We start from the raw sequence: 17,277 nt of genomic DNA on the forward strand, positions 1-17,277 counted from the left end.
GCCATTAGCCGAGGGGGTATTCGAGATAACTGTGGGTTAAGACTAGCAAGGTCCTCATAACTAACACAATATAGCGGAAGAGCATTATTCGAGAGTTTCGGTCATCGCATCCTCAACCTGTTTGCGGATTTCCTGAAGCTCTGTACTCACTGTGCTACACAAATACAGCATAGGATAATCATATGCAAGATCTGCGTACAGATACTGCGGAAGGTCACCTTCGTTGGGAGATATTTCAAACTCTGTTCGGTAACGGTCGATATCGACTTGTCGTTCCTTCGTAACTTCCTCACACACATCTTCAAGCCTTCGCAAATAGTTCCTGTGAGCCTCTAAATTACCGAAATCTTGTTGATTAATGGCAATCTGATCGTATGAACAGAGGGAATGGTGTATTGATTTCAGATCGGCAGTCACATTTTCCACCGAACGTCGCTCGCGCTTACATCCTTGGAGAAACTCTTCACGCTGCTGTGATGCTTCGTTGATACGCGTCAATAATGTGTCTTGGGCTATTGGGGTCAGACACTCCGCAGTGAGAAGAAGCGTAGCGATTTCCGGACCGAACTCTTCTCGAATGGATTCGGAATACGTTTCCCCATACTCTTCATCAAAGTATGAAAGTGACATCACAGTAGATTCGTACGCCTCTCTAATCTCTGCAGTAATATTTGGGCGACTTCGAGTCGTTTGCGGTTGCGGTTGAATAATGGTCGCATCTTTTGAGTCAAGTGGCGCCGAGCACACTCCAGCACCTGATTGGCTAACTTGATCACATATCTCGTCCACGCGGGAACCGAAATTATCGAAGGCTGTTTTTTCCGCGCGTGTACGATCTATTTCCTCCTGTATCGCGTTTAACATAGCATCTACAATATCCTCAAACATTTGCTTATCGAGTGTAGTCGTTACTGACATCAGGTGTAATAGGGACTATCCAGAATATTATAATTTTAATGGTAGATGGGGTAGGGTTCAGATAAGCTGCTTCTATGCGAAGGCGAACACTTGCGCCCAATTTGCAGTAGTGATTGCTTCAGCGTGACTGAAACAGTTTGAGGACTGTTTTATTCGTCATTATATTTATAGAAACATATGTTTGACGTTGTTCCGAGTACCAGATTTCTCGTATTTGGAACCAAGGCCACGCAGGTGGAGTGATGTTTGCCGCCACGGCGCAGAATCGACGAAGAAGGCACTGTATATTCAAAAATTCCTGGGAGCGTGAGCGGACGGCGGCAACCGTCAGGGCGTTCGCTGTCCGACTCTACGCGACTAGCTGTTCACTCAGAGAGACAGCTGCGATTCTTAGCTCGATCGGTGTGGAACGGTCTCATCAGACAATTTAGCAGTGGATACATCGGCTGGCTGACAGCGTTCCCGACCCGGTGACGGCGCAGCCGACGCGGGTCGCCGTCGACGAGACCGCTGTCCGAATCAACGGCAATCTGTCTTGGGTATATGCTGCAATAGACCTTGACTCAAAGTTACTCTTCGAGGGTGCTCTCTTCGACCGACAGGGTACCGATCCAGCAATAGAGTTTTTTGAGCAACTCACCGAGAAACACGATCTCTTGAACACTGAATTTCTGGTTGATGGCTATGGATACCTGACTGCCCTCTTTCGATTAGACTTGAACGGTCACCTTGACTACGTTGACTGAAACCTCATCGAAAAGTGGTGCCACACCCTCCAAATGAGAATCGACTATTTCCATAATTCGTGGGTCGGCAGTCGGGCTTCCATCGCCCAATGACTTGCACAGTTCGTGTATTATTATTAATTTCCAACGACCAAATCAAGCGGTAGATAATCGAACGCCAGCTGGGGTCGTTAACTAGACCGTGTCACACAAAATCAATTATAATATATTTTAGTTTGTCAAAAAATAATCAACAAAATAATATTAATCGTTTGCCTTGGCGTAGAACCAGCTAATCTGAACACTACTCGTAGCACCGGTCTGTTTTTCGTACCCCCGAGAGAGCGAGGGCTCCATCGAGAATCCTCAGAGTTGACATCTTGTGAGTCTACAACAGAATGTCGACAACGTCTCAATTGACGATATCCCCGTCGATATCGACAACACGCAATCGGCGGAGGTCGATCCCGCCGACGTCCCCGACGAAATCGAGTCCATCACCCGTGGGCTCGCCGGTGAGCAGCCACCGACGAGTCCCATAGTAGTTCTCAAAGCGGCCCGGTGGTGGTATCTACACGGCAAGGGCGGCACAGATCCTGCCTTCCAGTGGGCTATCGAGTGGGTACGTCACCTGGCGATCGACACGCCCAGTGACGTCGAACGGTTCGACGCGTTCCTCAAGTACCTCGTCACGGTAGGCTTCGCGGACGAACGTCACGAGCTCCGCTGACCGAAGCCCGCGGTTTCGTTTGTAGGATCGAAGGGAGCTCAGTCACCTTGTAACATCAAGATCAAGGAGCTGATTGGGAGCTTCCGGCACTAACCACGCCGGGACGACTCGCGTGAGGACGACCATCCCCGTTAGTTCGACGAGCGTCTGGGTGACCACGACCGCTGGTGCGAGCGCATAGCCCGACGGCAACGCGAGTGCCAGCGGAAGAATGACCAGCGAGTTCCGGGTGATGGAGGTGAACACGAGCGCCCGGCTCTCGCCAGCTTCCATCCCGAGCACTCCCGCCACGAATCGACCGAGGAGCGGCATAATGACCAAGAACGCGACGTAGACGGGGACAACCGACGCGATCTGTCCGATCGAGTCCTGCACGCGCGGCAGCTGGGAGGCGATGACGACGAACAGCGTCGCCCCCATCATCGGGACCGGCAACCACCCCATCGTGGCCTGCCACTGTGCGCCGCGGCTGGAGTGCTCCGCCCAGTATTCGGTCGCCCACGCGAGCGTCAGTGGCAGCGCGATGATGACGATGAACGCCTCGATGAACGGCCCGGCCTCGATAAACTCGGCCACCTGCTGACCCATAAACAGCCAGAGGTACAGGGGGAGCAACAACAGCTGGATGAGCATCAGCGCCGGCGTCGCGGCCGTGATCTGTTCGGCGTCACCGCCCGCGAGTTCGGTGAACGTGATGACGTAGTCGATACACGGCGTCAACAACATCATAAACGCGCCGACGAGAATTACCGGCTCCTGCGGAAGGAACCGCGTGAGGCCGAACACGACGACCGGCACGACCACGAAGTTCATACCCAGCGCAGCCGCCATAAACCGTCCGTTTCGGAATGCTCTCCGGATCCGGACGAACGGTATCTCAAGGAACGTGACGTACAGCAAGACAGCCAACACCGGATTGATGAGCGGTTCCAGCATCGAACTCGCACCGGGGAGCCCGAGCCCGACCCCAATCGCGAGGAGAACGGCGACAGCGTAGATGGCGACCTGATTGTGCTGAATCCACTGTTTCGAGAGTGTGGTCATAGATGAGCGGAGAGAGGGGCCAGTACCTACGTCGATCAATCCGGCCCTCGTTTTGTAGAGATAGTAGGAGCAGTCGTAAGTCCCCATCGGTGACCGAGCGGTCGTTATTATTCTTCGAGTGTTCTCCCGCAGAGTCGCTAAAACCAGTCAGTTGCGCTGTGGAGATGTGTTTTTTGAACGCCCCTGAGGGGTGCGGCGCGGTCTGAACAGACGCAGTCGCCGTGAACTCGATTCGGTGATCATAATGTCTACGACCAGAGACTCGTCGGTCTCCTTCGACCAGACCGACACGCGATCAGACGAGATGAACAGTACGATCGAACAGTGGATCGACGACCTCGTCGCCGGCGTCGACAACGCGCAGACTAGTGAGGAGTTCCAGGAGTGGCTAGACGTCCAGAGCCGCTTCCACGACTACTCGTATCGGAACACGCTCCTCATCAAGCGCCAGTACCCGGAGGCAACCCGGGTGGCGGGCTACCGGACGTGGCAGGAGGAGTTCGACCGGCACGTCCAGGAGGGGGAGTCGGCCATCTGGATCTGGGCGCCGATCATCACCAAGCAATGTCCAGAGTGCGAGAACTCGCCAAGCTACCACGAGGACAGCGACTGTGAGTACGACGAGACACCGCCCGAAGAGTGGTCCGAGGGCCTCGTCGGGTTCAAGCCCGCGCCGGTGTTCGACGTCTCTCAGACCGAAGGCGAACCGCTTCCTGACCTCGACACGGAAGCCACCGGGGACGCCGGCGACCTCGTCGGTCGGCTGACTGGAGCCGCCGACGAACTTGGCGTGACGGTTCGGATCGTTCCGGAAGCGGAGTGGACGCACGGCGAGGCGAAAGGCATCTGCGAGCAGCTGAGCCTCGTCGATATGCAACCGCGTGTCGAGGTACGTGATCGGGAGAACGAGGCCGACCTTGCGCGGACGTTGATCCACGAGTACGCCCACGCCCTGCTTCACTTCGACGTCGACGACGACACCGAGCGGTCGAAACGCGAAGTCGAGGCCGAAGCCGTCGCGTACGTCGTCGGGCGGTACTGTGGGTTAGATACCAGCGGGTCGGCGTTCTACTTGGCTGCGTGGGAGTCGGACGATCCCGAGATCGTTCGCGACCGTCTCGACCGGATCAGTTCCACAGCAGAAGAACTCATCGACGTGCTCGAAGACGGCGCTTGAATCCTTAACCAACGCACGGTTCCACACCCCGATTCTGTTGGTTAAGTCTGCTCGTCTCCGCTGTCCGCGGCAGTCACAAGGCTAAAGCAAGCCCGTGTTTATACTCTATGTAAGAAACGCAGGTATGAGTGCCATAGAACAAACGCAAAATATACGCCAGGGGCTCTCGACTCGAGAAAGTCGACTCCTTGCACGACTCGCTGGCGCGGGTCACCAGATCATCTCCGTCGACGACATCGAGACGACGCTGGAGGTCCCCCCAAACACCGCCCGCGAGATCGCCTCCCGGCTCACCGAGAAGGGCTGGCTCGACCGGCTCTTCCCGGGCACGTATCTCATCATTCCACTCACTGCCGGCGAGGAAGGCATGTACACGACCCACGAGTACCTCATCGCCGCCCACGTCGCCGAGCCGATGTACATCGGCTACTACAGCGCTCTCAGCCACCACGGACTGACCGAACAGGTCCCACGGACGGTGTACGTCGTCACGCCGAGCCGAGCGCAAAGCCGAGAGATCCACGGCGTCCCATACCGCGTCACGACAGTCACCGAGCGGAAATTCTTCGGCGTTGAGCCGACATCGATCGAGGGCACGACCGTGCAGGTCAGTGACCTGGAGAAGACGCTGGTCGACTGTGCGGACCACCCCGAGTTCAGCGGTGGCCTTCCGGAACTCGCAACCGCGATGCGTACTGCCGACGAACGGGGTTGTGACTGGCTCACTGTCGGCGAGTACCTCGAACGCCTCGACAACGGCGCTGCGACTAAGCGGATCGTCTACCTCGCCGACCAGCTCGGAATCGACCTCCCCGCTCGCGAGGAGCTCGTCGCGTCGTTCACGAGTGGCTATTCCCCACTGGACCCGACCCGGCCCGACACCGGATCGACCGACAGCACATATCGCCTCCGGATCAACGTCGAGCCAGCCACGCTGGAGCCGACGGAGTCCTGATCGCGATGATCAGCCAGGACCGGCTCCGGATTCTCGCTCGCGAACTGGGCGTTCGGCAAGGGTACGCCGAAAAGAACTACGTCAACTCGTGGCTCCTCTGGTGCATCTTTACGAGCGACTACGGCGACAACCTCCTGTTCAAAGGCGGGACCGCGCTGTCCAAGCTGTATTTTCCGCAGTCGTGGCGGTTCTCGGAAGACCTTGATTTTGGCGTCGGAGGGGAGTACCAGGGGTCCCAACAGGAGCTCCGAGCGGTCCTCGATACGATTGCCGACCGCTCTGGCATCGAATTCGAGATTCGAGAGCATCACGAATCTCAGCAAGACCACTACCCGACCCACTACGTCGACATCAGCATTCAGTATCGCGCCGTCCTTAACCACCCCAACACGACCAGCATCGACGTGATGGTCGACGAGCACGTCGCCTTCGACCCTGTTCAGCACACGCACGCGTACGAAGACGTGCCCGAGTTCGACCTCCAGGCGTACAGCGTCGAGGAGATCTTCGCCGAAAAACTCCGAGCGATCTACCAGCGCGGGGCCGCCCGTGACTACTACGACCTCTATCAGCTGCTCGAAACCGATTCGGTCGCGATCAACTTTGCAGACGTGGGGCCCGCCTTCGACGCGAAGTGCAAACACGATGGGCTCACCGTTGATCTGAACGACGGACTCCCGGACGAACAACAAGAAACGATCCGCCACCAGTGGGAGACCACGCTGCCGGATCTAACCGGTGATCCGCCGGCGTTCGAGATGGTCTGGGAGCAGTTGGACACGGCGATCTCCCGACAGGGATCGTCGTAGGCAACGGCCGATGTCGGTGTTGATGCCCGATGGGTGTCCCATCCGGAGCTCTGGTGATTAACCAACAGTTCGGGATCTCTGGCTGGTGCGTTGGTTACGTTTTTGGAGCGCCCGCCGAGGGGCGGAGGCGCATTCCAGCCTCACCGAATCATGACAGAGCGACATCTCAGAGCCGTTCTAACGGAAGCGGAGCGAGTCGCAGAGCAGTACGACCAAGTCGCCCAAACCACGAACTCCCCTGTACACGAGTATCTCCGGTACGCGGTACTCCGACTCCTCGAAGGCGATGCCAACTCGATCCCCGAGGAGGTCCCGCAGGTCGACGGCGTGACGGTCGGATACGGTCGGGATCAAGCGATGTACGACAGCTGGGGGTCCGACGTCGAGTGGTGGGACACAGTACCGCCACAGGACGACTGTACGCGCTTTCGAGTGTTCTATCCTGAGGAACGGACAACAGTTCCCCGGGGCATCCTCACCGTGATGGCCGCGCTGGGGGCCTGGCGAGTCTGGGAAGGGAGTGCCGCTGCCTGTGGCTCCTACGATCATCGAGAGCGTCGAGAAGTCCACTTCCTCTGGCCGGAGGGGAACCTTGCGGAAGCACTCTTGGAAAGCCGGATTCAGGAGACGGGCGGCGCTGTCGCTCCAGACGGCGGACAGGCGGGAGACGTTCGCGACCGAATGCTCGTATCGGATGGCTCCACCTCAGCTGAAGATCTCGAGCCACGAACGAAACGCGCTGTCGAGGAAGCGATGACCGTCTCTCTACTCGCCAAGGGTGGTCGCTACGAAGTCGAAGCGGCGTCCGGAAATCGATACGAAGTCAATATCATCGGGCAATCCTGTACCTGTCCCGATTGGCAGCAGCGCACTCCAGACGGTGGCTGCAAACATATGCGTCGCGTCGACCACGAAATCAAACAGGGGAAGGTCCCACGTCCAGATGGTCAGCTTCCACCACAGGCGTAGGTCCTATCTTGCTCCTCAGTTTTTCCTGCTCAGTAGTTTACTCTGGGGTAAACTACTTTGGCTACTCGATTGAACACACGAATATGGACGATGGCCTTGGGAACGGTGAGAGCACGACACCACGGGAACTCATTCATTTTGTCACCCAACAGACGCAGTTCGCGCTGATCAACAACATCCTCCAGCACCCCGACCAGCTCCCCTCGATGTACGAGCTCGAGGAGCTCAACCCCAGCGTGAGCGATGCCACCGTCTACAAGCACATCCAAAAGCTCATCGACGCCGGCATCGTCAAGGAGGTCGTCCTGGGTGACGATCAGCGCCGGCAGGGCTACCCCTGGAAGTTCTATGGACTCACGGAGGAGGGACGGTAATTCCTGGAGGAACACAACCTGCTCGCTGCGGAGGAGACGCTCCAGCAGATCTACGACAGCATCTCCGACAAGCCCGAGAAGATGGTCAAGTACGAGAACGCGCCCCGTCCGGAAGAAGCGTAACTCCCGAAATTCGTTCCAAATTAGCACTCGATCATTATTCGATTTTGTAATCAGCCGCCAGCTCCTGGAACTCGTCCCACTCCGGGAGCCGAGCATCGTCGATCTCGCCGCGCGTCTCGAGGTCGACGTTGAACTCGTAGTGGCCGTCGTCCCTCCCGACGAACCTACTGTCGCGAAACCGCTTGAGGACGCGGTTGATCGTGTTGCGGTAGTTGTCGCTCCGGGTGGCGATCTCGGAGACAGTTCGCGGCTGGTCGAATTAGTACAGCACCTCGAGTGCCTTCCCGGTCGGCAGCTCGGGAAAGTCGATGTGGGCGTGCTGGCGAACGAGGTCCCGATAGAGTACGAAACTAACGTCGATAGATGGTCCTTGTGGCAATCTGTTAGTAACGTCTCGGTCAACGCCTTGTTTCTGACAATAGAATTAATAGATTACATCTACCTATCATTTCGTTTTGTCGAGACAGCGTTTAAACCAGTAATAATACACAAATTTCAATCGTAATAATTTAAATATAACAAATAATAATGAGATCAAGCCCAATTAAGAATTTTGGAACGAGCGAGTACAAGGCACCGATCGAATACAAATCCAATTATCATCATCACGATTAGACTTGCGTAGGTTTGAGTGGAGTTAAAATCTCTGACCCCCGATATTTCAAGGAAGCCAAGACCACCTCCGCCTGCCGTCATCTCGAAGACAAATGTAATAATAAGCGATAATGGAAGTGCAATCTGAACTCCGGAAATAATTCCAGGTGCTGCCGCTGGAATCACAACCCTACGGATTAGTTCCCGATCTGACGTACCCATCATTTTTGCCGACCAGATGATATTTTTGTCTATATCTCGGGTTGCGTTACGGGCGTTGATTGCTACAGGCCAGAAACAGCCAACAATAACAAGAATAACCTTTGAAACATCCCCAGAGCCAAACCAGAAGAGAAATACTGGGATCAATGCGATAATCGGAACGGGATAGCCAATTTCAATAACAGGATTCCAAAACCACTCCATAACCCGAATTCGGGCGGTCAATACTCCAACAACAATACCTAGTATACAGGCAATTATCAAACCGATAATTGCTCTCTTAACTGTTAGGTAGGCATGATGCACCATAACCCCGGAGACTGTAAGTTCATACAATTCGAGAAGAATATCAGAAATCGGGGGGAGGAAATAATAATGAATCAATCCAAACTGTCCGATGATTTCCCAGAGAACAATAAAGAGTGCAATTGAATAGATGGATGTTAGGAAATCAACCACATCGCCATAACTAATAGAATAGTTATTGACTAAATCCATTGTACTAACCTCCGTTCACCCAATTCGTACAAACGTACCGAGAAGAATGCGATAAGTGAGATCACGACAATTACGGCGAACATAGAGGTGTAATTACCAATTTGTCCGTGTCGAAGAATCTCGAAACCAACGCCTCTGTTTGATGCTACAAGCTCTGCACCAACAAGTGAGATGAACGCGATTGGGATAGCCTGACGTATACCAGTTAGAATACTTGGAATTGTGGCCGGAACTACAACTTTCAGAGGTATTTTCCAAGATTCCATTCCCATCATTTGTGCCGACCAAATCAAATTCTGATCTACGTTTTGGGCAGCATTGTATGTATTTAGCACAATTGGTAGTAGACAGGCTAAGAACACAATCACTACTGATGTTGCTGTTCCAACTCCAAGCCATAGAATCGCTAAGGGAACTAGCGCTATTTTTGGGAGAGGATAGATTAGTGCTAGAGGGATCTCAAAGAAGTTCTCAATAGCCTGTACCCTAGCCATACCGATCCCGAGTAATACAGCTACTGTAACACTTAGGGCTAGGCCAGAAGCGACTCGGAAAAGAGAAACCTGGATATGTGGTACTATCTGTCCCGTAATGGTAATATCCCAGGTAGCCAGAACCACATCTGAAAAAGGTGGTAGAATTTCACTTGAGACAACAGACCCACTTATTATCTCCCAAAATCCGGCGACAATTGCTATTGGTATCCACTTAAAAATGAACCAGCAAAGATTCCGAATCGGATCCGGGAGTGCTCTTTTTAACTGGTTAAGTTGAGGATTCTCGTATGACATATTAGATCTCACGATTGTGATTAGTTTCTTCGCGAAGTGATTTCCATACCTTATTTTTCATATCTGTATATTCATCGGATATAATAACGTCTTCACGGCTTTTGGATCGATCAAGGTCGATCTCAAAACTCTCTTTCTTAGTTCCGGGGTGGCGAGTCATAACCATAACCCGTTCAGAGAGGTAAACAGCCTCCTCGACGTCATGTGTGATGAATATTACTGTCTTGTTGAGATCCCGCCATATATCAAGTAGTTGTTCCTGTAGCAACTCTCGAAGTGGTTGATCAAGCGCTCCGAATGGTTCATCCATCAGGAGAATTTTCGGATCGTATGCTAGCGTTCTAGCAAGCGAGACACGTTGTTTCATCCCTCCTGAGAGTTCTTTTGGGTATTTATCCTCAAACCCATCGAGATCCATCATATCTATGAACCGTTGGGCTCTCGTCTGCTGTTCTTCTTTATTCATCCCTTTTTGCTCGAGCCCATAGGTGACATTACCCATAACTGTTCGCCACGGAAACAATGCATAGTCCTGAAAGACAACTCCACGGTCGGTTCCAGGCCCGCTAATTGGATCACCATCGACTGTGATTGTACCCTCACTCTCGTCAAGGAACCCTGCGATAAGATATAATAATGTACTCTTCCCGCAACCACTCGGTCCCACAACGCTTAGAAATTCACCGCTAGGGACCTCGTGAGAAAGATTGTCAATTGCTTTCGTTCGTTCAGCACCTGTGCCATACACTTTATCGAGATCTGAAATTGTGACTTTTCCTTCTACCATATTTTATGTAAATTAGTTTTGAATATTAGGGACACTACACGGATTTCGTTTCTGTCTGACACATTCATTGTTGGTAATATTAGTCTATATTTGTTTCTTAGCTGCTCCACGGAAACCTCCTGTCAAATGGCATCATAAATCACACTCAATTAAGCGAATATAAAAATACCGGTATTTTTTCTACTTAAAGTCACTCAATAAGCACAGTTTGGAGTTGATAAAGCGGTTAAGGGCTTGGTATAAAAATGCGCAAAGATTGCTCATCAAGGATTTAGACGATGAATTAACTAACGCTCTTCGGAAGCAGGTTGTTGGTTGAGTAGAGCTGGCGCTGTAGAAGCGTAGCGGGCAAGGGTGACGCGGCAGCGTCACCCGAATGCAATGTTCCCGTTTGAGTTGCTGAACTCAGAGGCGAGCGCCGCGAACCTGCTCCAGCAGGTTCGCTGGCGCGACGGCCTCTACTGCCCGCGCTGCCGGTCTGCGTCAGTGATCAAACACGGCAGCTATCGAGAGTATCAACGGTATCTCTGTAAGGATTGCGACCGCACGTTCAACCCCAAGACCGGCACGATCTTCGCGCACGCGAAGATCGGCCTTGACAAACTCTTGTTCGCGTTCTACGCGTTACTCCGATTCAACACGAGTATCCGCCAGCTAGACGCTGAAATCGACGTCTCCTATCGGTCGCTCCGGCGGCGCGTCGAGCAGTTCGCCAGAACGCTCGACGCGCCAGCCATCGATCTTGTTGGCCCGGTCGAAATCGACGAAGTCTACGTAACTGCGGGACTGAAAGGCCGCGAGCGCGACCAGGAGTCGCGCTCGCGTGGTCTCTCGAAGCGTGGTCGTGGAAGCTACGTTGAGGACAAACCACCGGTGTTCACACTCGTTGATCGTGGCAGCGGTCAGCGATACGTCGTGCCAGCGAAATCCGCTGACGAATCGACCGTGCGACTCCTGCTGGCCGACCGCCAGCAGGAGTCGCTCACCGTCTACACTGACGGATTTCGAGCGTACGATCCGCTCGAAGATGACGAGAATTACCAGCGAAAAGCAGTGATTCACAGCGATGGTGAATACGTCGACGGAGACGCGCACGTGAATACCTGCGAGAGCCACGCGTCGCTGATGCGACGGTGGCTCTCGCCGCACCGAGGCGTCTCAAAAGATAAGCTCACGCCATATCTCAGAGCTTTCCGACTGCGCTGCCGAATCTTACGTAAACCTGGTCGAGAAGCTCTCAAAGAAATCGTCCGAACCATTCTCTGACTCACCAACAACGTGCTTCACATGAGCGATTAACTAATATTGATCGAACGCCAGCTGAGGCAGGTTGGCTATATGGGGCTAAGCAAGCACTCCGAATGAAATAAAAGCGGAGATCGGCTGTTGGACTCTGGAAACCTAGGATTTGTTTGTTACACGATCGTCCCAAGTGGTTACGGGAGGTATTCGTTTGTGGCGTATTCAGTCACATCAAATGATTCTTCGATAACATTAACTTCGTTAACTAGGTCAACCGCATACTGAAGTCCTTCCATATCAAGCTCAGCAGATCCACGGTAGTAATCATTCTCTGTAAGATAGAATGCATCGACAGTCTCTTCAGGAATCTCGAAGTGCTCGCTAGCAAGCGACACTATTTGGTCCCGATTATTAAATGCATAGTCAATCAGTGCTTGATAATCTTCAAGGAAGGCACGCACGCTATCTTCCTTTTCGTCTAGCACATTATTCCCAGATGCGAGGAACGCATGCGGGTATGGATCAAGGATATCTTGGCTACTAAATACCTCTGTGAACCCTTCAGAGCGTGGCTCTGGGGCAAACAGCGCGGGGAATATTGCTGCGTCAAATATTCCGTCTCGTAGGCCCGCGGTAAACGTCGGGAACCCTTGCTCGACGAATTCAACGTCTTCCTGACTAAGTCCGACCTCCCGTAGTTGGTGCATCCAAACAGCGAATATTCCGCCCCCAAGAGTGTTGACAGCGAGGGTAGCACCTTCAAGATCTTCTGGGTCAGTTATGTCAGAGTCCGGAAGAGAATATACGGTAAACCCATATTGGTCCTCATAAGCGTCTCCGAACCCGCTCGCAATTGCTGTTAATCCACCAGGGACTGCTTCACCGAGGACAGTATTTGAATAGCTGACATTTGCCACCAACACTACATCTGTTTCTCCGGCAGCTAACGCATTTACCGAATCTGTTGTGGCGCCATCCCGTGAGACGGTGAGTTCATATTCCTCACCCACATTCGGTAGTTCATCCTGAACCTCAGGGATATCAAACAGCGAACCCGTATTCTCAATTGGTACCGTGAAGTTAAATCGGAGCTCCTGAGTTCCCCCGCCACCAAGGATACTACTACAACCTGCTAACCCCGACAGACCGATTGTCGTCCCCAGAGCTGTACCTCGCTTTAGTGCTCCCCGCCGAGTATAATCTGGCATACTACGGTTTATCATTACATTTCCGCTATAAATATCTTTTCTTTTGGAGTCTGGTTGTATTTAGTTACGGATGAAGAGTGAGGACACGTACAACTATTGTGTCGGGAAAGAGGGGTGGTAAGTGGTGCAAAGATTGGGTTCTGTGAAGTGGATGAGAAAAGTGATCCGGAAAGGATCAACATCCCCTCAGTGGCTGTTGAGAATTTAGAGAAGACGGTCACTCAAACGTCAAATGAATGGGAAAGTACCGTTGAAAAAGAGCCGTTGGCATTGACGATGAGAGGAGAGCAGTTTTCCTCACTGACCCACGAGGTGTATGATGTAGAGTTGATCTAAGAGCAGCGATAACTACCAGGCGAAATTACTGTTCGGTGATACCGAACTATATCGGGGAGGTTGTCATATTATATTAACATACCTAAAATAAATAACAGGCGTACGCTTGTGATTTCAATCTATATTTCAGTTTTTAGCACGGTAACTGCCTCTAAACAGGATCCGTGAGAGAGATTTGTTCGCAATCAGCGAACAATGAACTGCTCAGATGAACTGATTGAAACAGACGGCAAATACTTCGACCCACGTTTCCGCAGTTTCTGGACGAACGAAGTGTTCATAAAGGCATCCATCCGGCGTTTGAGCGCCTTGAAGACACGTTCGACAACATTCCGATTCCGGAGGACGTATTGGAATCGGAGCAAATGGCGGCAGGCGGCCGGCAACCACGGCGCTCTATCGGTCAGAAAGATCGCGTTAAAAACGAGATATTTCTCGCGGAGTTCTATTCAACCAGTTGGTTGAAAAGCATATCTGCTATACGTCGTCTTCTTTCTTCGAGTGAAGTTGGCTCCCACCATCGACTTCAAGAACAGTTCCTGTAATGTATTGGGCTTCGTCAGAGGCCAGAAACGCCGTTGCTTCAGCTTGATCTTTCGGATATGCCCATCGGTTCAGAGGTACATCCTCGGCAAATGCATCTCGTTCTGCCTGTGTTGTTGTCCGTTCAGCTAACGGGGTAAGAGTCAAAGAGGGACAAACCGCGTTTGCCCGGATACCGTAACCTCCTAAATCGAACGCTGTGTGCTTGGTAAGTCCGATCATTCCCCACTTTGAGGCCGTGTAGTTTGCTGCACCGTTATAACTGATACCCCGGCCCGCCATTGAAGAGATATTCACAATACGCCCATCTTCTTGTTGGATCATCGCGGGGATTGCTTCCTTCGTACAGATGAACGCTCCTGTCAGGTTAATATTGATAATACGCCGCCACTCAGATAGAGATAAATCCTTAATGGACCCCGTCGTGGCGACGCCGGCGTTGTTGACCAAAACATCTACACTCCCGAAACGGTCAAGCGCGCGGTCAACCATCATCGCCACGTCGTCTTGGTCCGTCACGTCGCAATCCACGGTCTCAACGTCACATCCGGTGGCTTTTAATTCGCTTGCAGTTGATTCAAGTTTATCAACATCAACGTCAGCAAGAACGAGGTCAGCACTGTACCCACTGAGCGTCTCCGCGATTCCACGTCCTATACCCCTCGCGGCACCTGTCACCAATGCTGTCTGACCGCTAAAATCCGGCATAGATTATCGTACTTCATACCCTATCTTTTGTACATTTAAATTTTGTGGTGATATTGGCGGTAGTGTTTAGTTAGGAACATTGAGCCAGGTGGCAAATGCTTGGAGCCAATTTTCAGCAGTTTCAGGCTGTACGTGGCTGAAGCAGTTGGAGAACGACGAAGTTCGACGCTTAAGTTCTCAAAAGATTCGCTCGATCCCATTCCGATTTCCATTGCGTTCAGTTTGAAATCGGAGCCCAACTCCGGCCAGCGCAGTTTGGAGGTATTGAGCGACATCGACCAGAAATACGGCGGATTCGACGCCATATTTTTGCCGAAGTTCTCGGAGAAAGATCTCAGTTAATGCGGTCGTCGTAGTTGAAAATAACCGCAAATAAAGCAGATCGTTTGTGTCGAGATCAGCTCCAGTATACAGCCAGAATTGCTGATCGTTGATTCGAATCACAGTTTCGTCGACCGCAACGTGATTCGGGCTTCGACCCTCGATCGGCTGTAGATCGGCCTTTTGCACCCAATCGCGGATTGCTTTGCGAGATCGCTCGACACCCAACCCTTCGAGAACAGAGACGGTATTCGACAGCGACAGCCCCGCTAACTGCCATTGAATACCGAGCTTCATCGCACGCTCGGGTGTCCGCTACCGCTCCACAAAACCCAAATCAATCCAGTCCGTACATCCACTGAGGCGGTTGATTTTTGCCATAGACCGGCAGAAAATCACGCCGCCTCACTCTTCATCCGTAACTAAACACGACCCGATCTACCGAGGAAAGATTTATACACATACAATTTATTTTATTGGTATGGTTGGAGTAGAATACTCCCACGTGACGATAGTGGTCGAAAATCTCGACGAAACCGCCGAGTTCTATGAAGAGGTCTTCGATGTCGAGGAGTTACCGACACCTAACTGGGACGTTCCCGTCAGATGGTACCGAATTGGTGAAGCCCAATTGCACCTCCTCAACGATCCCTCTGCTCCAGCGGCAGTCAGCCACTACGGACTCCACGTCGACGAGTTCGAACCCGTCTATGAGAGCGTCCTAAACCACGAATCTGCAACCTTCGAACCGTTCACAGACCGAACAGGCCACGGGATTGTCGACGGTCATCCGCCGGTGTATTACCTTCCTACCGGTACCGTACAGTGGTATATCCGCGATCCTGCGGGGAATATGATTGAGATCAACTATCCCAATGTAGAAGATATCGATGAATCAATAGTTCCCAACATCGTTGAGCGGACTGACGTGGAGCCAGGTAACGGTCCTCACCCAGGCGATATTTACGGGAAGTTCGGTATCCAGCCCGCAGACGGCTAAGGAAACGAATAGGTACGTAGTCAATACCGTGGTAGACGCCACAATGGAAACGCTTCCCCCTGTGATGTTTTTGCACGCTCTTATGAAGCACGTTGTTGATTTTCAGAGGGCAGCATCGAGAGCATATTTGAGCGCTTCGTCACCTGATTTTCTGTAGAGTTCGCGGTGGAGTTGGAAGGCTCTGAGATACGGTGTTAGATTGTCTTCTGATACTCCTCGGTGAGGCCAGAGCCACCGTCGCGTCAGCGACGCGTGGCTCTCGCAGGTGTAGACATACACCTCGCCGTCGGCGTATTCTCCTTGGCCGTGGACGACGTATTCGCGGGCGAATGCGTCATCTTCTTCGAGCGGTTCGTAGGCCCGAAATCCGTCCGTATAGACGGTCAAAGACTCCTAATCGTGATTTTCGAACAGGAGTCGAATGGTCGATTCGTCGGCGGATTTCGCTGGCACGACGTACCGATCGTTCGAGCCACGATCGACCAGCGTGAACACTGGCGGTTTGTCGCCGTCATACGATCCTCGTCCACGCGTGGATAGGCCACGCGAGCGCGACTCCTGGTTGCACTCACGGCCTTTCTTCCCGGCAGAGACGGATACTTCGTCGATTTCGACCGGCCCGGACAGCGTGATCGACGCGCCGTCTCACCGTCCGGTACGAGAGATCGAGTTCCGCCTCGATCTGGCGAAGGCTGGTGTTGAACCGTAAGAATACGTAAATCGTGAAGTACCATTCTTTGAGTTTGAGCTTCGAGTGAGCGAAAATCGTGTCGGTTTTGTCGTTAACGTGCGACCGCAATTCTTACACAAATACCGCTGATACACCCGATAGCTGCCGTTTCTGACCGTCAGGTCAGAACGGCGGCGGGGGCACTCAACGCCATCACGCCAGCGAACCTGTTGGAGCAGGTCCGCTGCAGCCGATTCCGACACGAACCGGCTTATTGGGAACATATCGGGCACCGCTGGCGCGGTGCCCTTGCCCTCTTCGACTTTCAGCCGTAGCTCTCGCTATCAACAATCTCCTTCGCAAGAGCGTTTTTTGCAACACTCTCAGACAAGGGGTAGTGTTCGAATTGAGGCGCGAGGAAGGGCAAATACTCGCCCACAATCTCCTTGACGTGATATAGCTACACTCTTGCATCTGCCTACAGCTGAACAGTAGTTGCCGGTCGACTGAGAGGTCTGTTGACAAGGGATCGT

At 52.6% G+C, this 17,277-nt stretch carries 15 protein-coding genes and 5 pseudogenes; 10 read left to right on the plus strand and 10 right to left on the minus strand.

The features are described from left to right. Positions 1-84: 84 nt before the first annotated feature. Entirely contained in the window at positions 85-918 is an 834-nt protein-coding gene (locus tag OS889_RS15955) for a DUF7260 family protein (RefSeq protein ID WP_372391716.1), read from the minus strand. A gap of 242 nt (positions 919-1,160) precedes the next feature. On the opposite strand from OS889_RS15955, the pseudogene OS889_RS15960 reads away from it, so the two are divergent. Together OS889_RS15960 and OS889_RS15965 are read left to right on the plus strand one after the other, a co-directional pair. Beyond that, a pseudogene (locus tag OS889_RS15960) lies at positions 1,161-1,842 on the plus strand (IS6 family transposase). A gap of 183 nt (positions 1,843-2,025) precedes the next feature. Continuing rightward, positions 2,026-2,373 carry a DUF8013 domain-containing protein gene (locus OS889_RS15965; protein WP_372391718.1) on the plus strand — a complete coding sequence of 116 codons (348 nt, stop codon included), beginning with the start codon at positions 2,026-2,028 and terminating at the stop codon, positions 2,371-2,373. 42 nt (positions 2,374-2,415) lie between these two features. Here OS889_RS15965 and OS889_RS15970 read toward each other — a convergent pair whose 3' ends face one another. Further along, positions 2,416-3,417: an arsenic resistance protein gene (locus tag OS889_RS15970; RefSeq protein WP_372391720.1), complete on the minus strand. Its 1,002-nt coding sequence runs from the start codon at positions 3,415-3,417 to the stop codon at positions 2,416-2,418. A gap of 244 nt (positions 3,418-3,661) precedes the next feature. Here OS889_RS15970 and OS889_RS15975 point away from each other — a divergent pair, with 244 nt between their 5' ends. From OS889_RS15975 to OS889_RS15995, 5 genes and pseudogenes are all read left to right on the plus strand, one after another. Beyond that, positions 3,662-4,594, plus strand: a complete 933-nt coding sequence (locus OS889_RS15975; protein WP_372391722.1) for an ArdC-like ssDNA-binding domain-containing protein — start codon at positions 3,662-3,664, stop codon at positions 4,592-4,594. Between the two features lie 124 nt (positions 4,595-4,718). After that, positions 4,719-5,549, plus strand: a complete 831-nt coding sequence (locus OS889_RS15980) for a type IV toxin-antitoxin system AbiEi family antitoxin domain-containing protein (protein ID WP_372391724.1) — start codon at positions 4,719-4,721, stop codon at positions 5,547-5,549. A gap of 5 nt (positions 5,550-5,554) precedes the next feature. Next, the gene (locus OS889_RS15985) at positions 5,555-6,358 is read left to right on the plus strand and encodes a nucleotidyl transferase AbiEii/AbiGii toxin family protein (RefSeq protein WP_372391726.1); all 804 of its coding nucleotides are present in this window, start codon (positions 5,555-5,557) and stop codon (positions 6,356-6,358) included. 150 nt (positions 6,359-6,508) lie between these two features. Next, positions 6,509-7,327, plus strand: coding sequence for a hypothetical protein (locus OS889_RS15990; protein ID WP_372391728.1), 819 nt, complete (start codon positions 6,509-6,511; stop codon positions 7,325-7,327). An 83-nt stretch (positions 7,328-7,410) separates the two neighbouring features. Beyond that, a pseudogene (locus OS889_RS15995) lies at positions 7,411-7,824 on the plus strand (PadR family transcriptional regulator). A 115-nt stretch (positions 7,825-7,939) separates the two neighbouring features. Here the strand turns inward: OS889_RS15995 and OS889_RS16000 are convergent. The 4 genes and pseudogenes from OS889_RS16000 to OS889_RS16015 form a co-directional block, all read right to left on the minus strand. Beyond that, positions 7,940-8,167, minus strand: a pseudogene (locus tag OS889_RS16000) (transcriptional regulator TrmB); the annotation flags it as partial. Positions 8,168-8,358: 191 nt separating this feature from the next. Further along, positions 8,359-9,138 (minus strand): ABC transporter permease, encoded by a 780-nt coding sequence (locus OS889_RS16005; protein ID WP_372391730.1) that lies wholly within the window; start codon positions 9,136-9,138, stop codon positions 8,359-8,361. Then, complete coding sequence (locus OS889_RS16010) at positions 9,129-9,929, minus strand: ABC transporter permease (RefSeq protein ID WP_372391732.1); 801 nt, start codon at positions 9,927-9,929, stop codon at positions 9,129-9,131. The genes OS889_RS16005 and OS889_RS16010 overlap by 10 nt, the downstream gene beginning before the upstream one ends. Before the next feature lies 1 nt (position 9,930). Then, positions 9,931-10,716, minus strand: coding sequence for an ABC transporter ATP-binding protein (locus OS889_RS16015; protein ID WP_372391735.1), 786 nt, complete (start codon positions 10,714-10,716; stop codon positions 9,931-9,933). 381 nt (positions 10,717-11,097) lie between these two features. Here OS889_RS16015 and OS889_RS16020 point away from each other — a divergent pair, with 381 nt between their 5' ends. Continuing rightward, positions 11,098-11,982: an IS1595 family transposase gene (locus OS889_RS16020; protein WP_372391736.1), complete on the plus strand. Its 885-nt coding sequence runs from the start codon at positions 11,098-11,100 to the stop codon at positions 11,980-11,982. Between the two features lie 170 nt (positions 11,983-12,152). Here the strand turns inward: OS889_RS16020 and OS889_RS16025 are convergent, their stop codons facing one another. Continuing rightward, positions 12,153-13,166 (minus strand): ABC transporter substrate-binding protein, encoded by a 1,014-nt coding sequence (locus OS889_RS16025; protein ID WP_372391739.1) that lies wholly within the window; start codon positions 13,164-13,166, stop codon positions 12,153-12,155. 114 nt (positions 13,167-13,280) lie between these two features. Between OS889_RS16025 and OS889_RS16030 the strand changes: the two genes are divergently transcribed. Further along, positions 13,281-13,502, plus strand: a complete 222-nt coding sequence (locus tag OS889_RS16030) for a hypothetical protein (protein ID WP_372391741.1) — start codon at positions 13,281-13,283, stop codon at positions 13,500-13,502. A 477-nt stretch (positions 13,503-13,979) separates the two neighbouring features. On the opposite strand, the gene OS889_RS16035 is transcribed toward OS889_RS16030, so the two are convergent. Together OS889_RS16035 and OS889_RS16040 are read right to left on the minus strand one after the other, a co-directional pair. Then, positions 13,980-14,753: an SDR family NAD(P)-dependent oxidoreductase gene (locus OS889_RS16035; protein WP_372391743.1), complete on the minus strand. Its 774-nt coding sequence runs from the start codon at positions 14,751-14,753 to the stop codon at positions 13,980-13,982. 66 nt (positions 14,754-14,819) lie between these two features. Then, positions 14,820-15,455 (minus strand): annotated as a pseudogene (locus OS889_RS16040) (IS6 family transposase). A gap of 100 nt (positions 15,456-15,555) precedes the next feature. On the opposite strand from OS889_RS16040, the gene OS889_RS16045 reads away from it, so the two are divergent. Next, positions 15,556-16,074 (plus strand): VOC family protein, encoded by a 519-nt coding sequence (locus OS889_RS16045; RefSeq protein ID WP_372391745.1) that lies wholly within the window; start codon positions 15,556-15,558, stop codon positions 16,072-16,074. A 102-nt stretch (positions 16,075-16,176) separates the two neighbouring features. Here OS889_RS16045 and OS889_RS16050 read toward each other — a convergent pair. After that, positions 16,177-17,028: pseudogene (locus OS889_RS16050) on the minus strand (IS1595 family transposase). Positions 17,029-17,277: the final 249 nt, after the last annotated feature.

Source organism: Halobellus sp. MBLA0158, from assembly GCF_041477585.1.
In the GTDB taxonomy this organism is placed as follows: domain Archaea; phylum Halobacteriota; class Halobacteria; order Halobacteriales; family Haloferacaceae; genus Haloquadratum; species Haloquadratum rubicundus.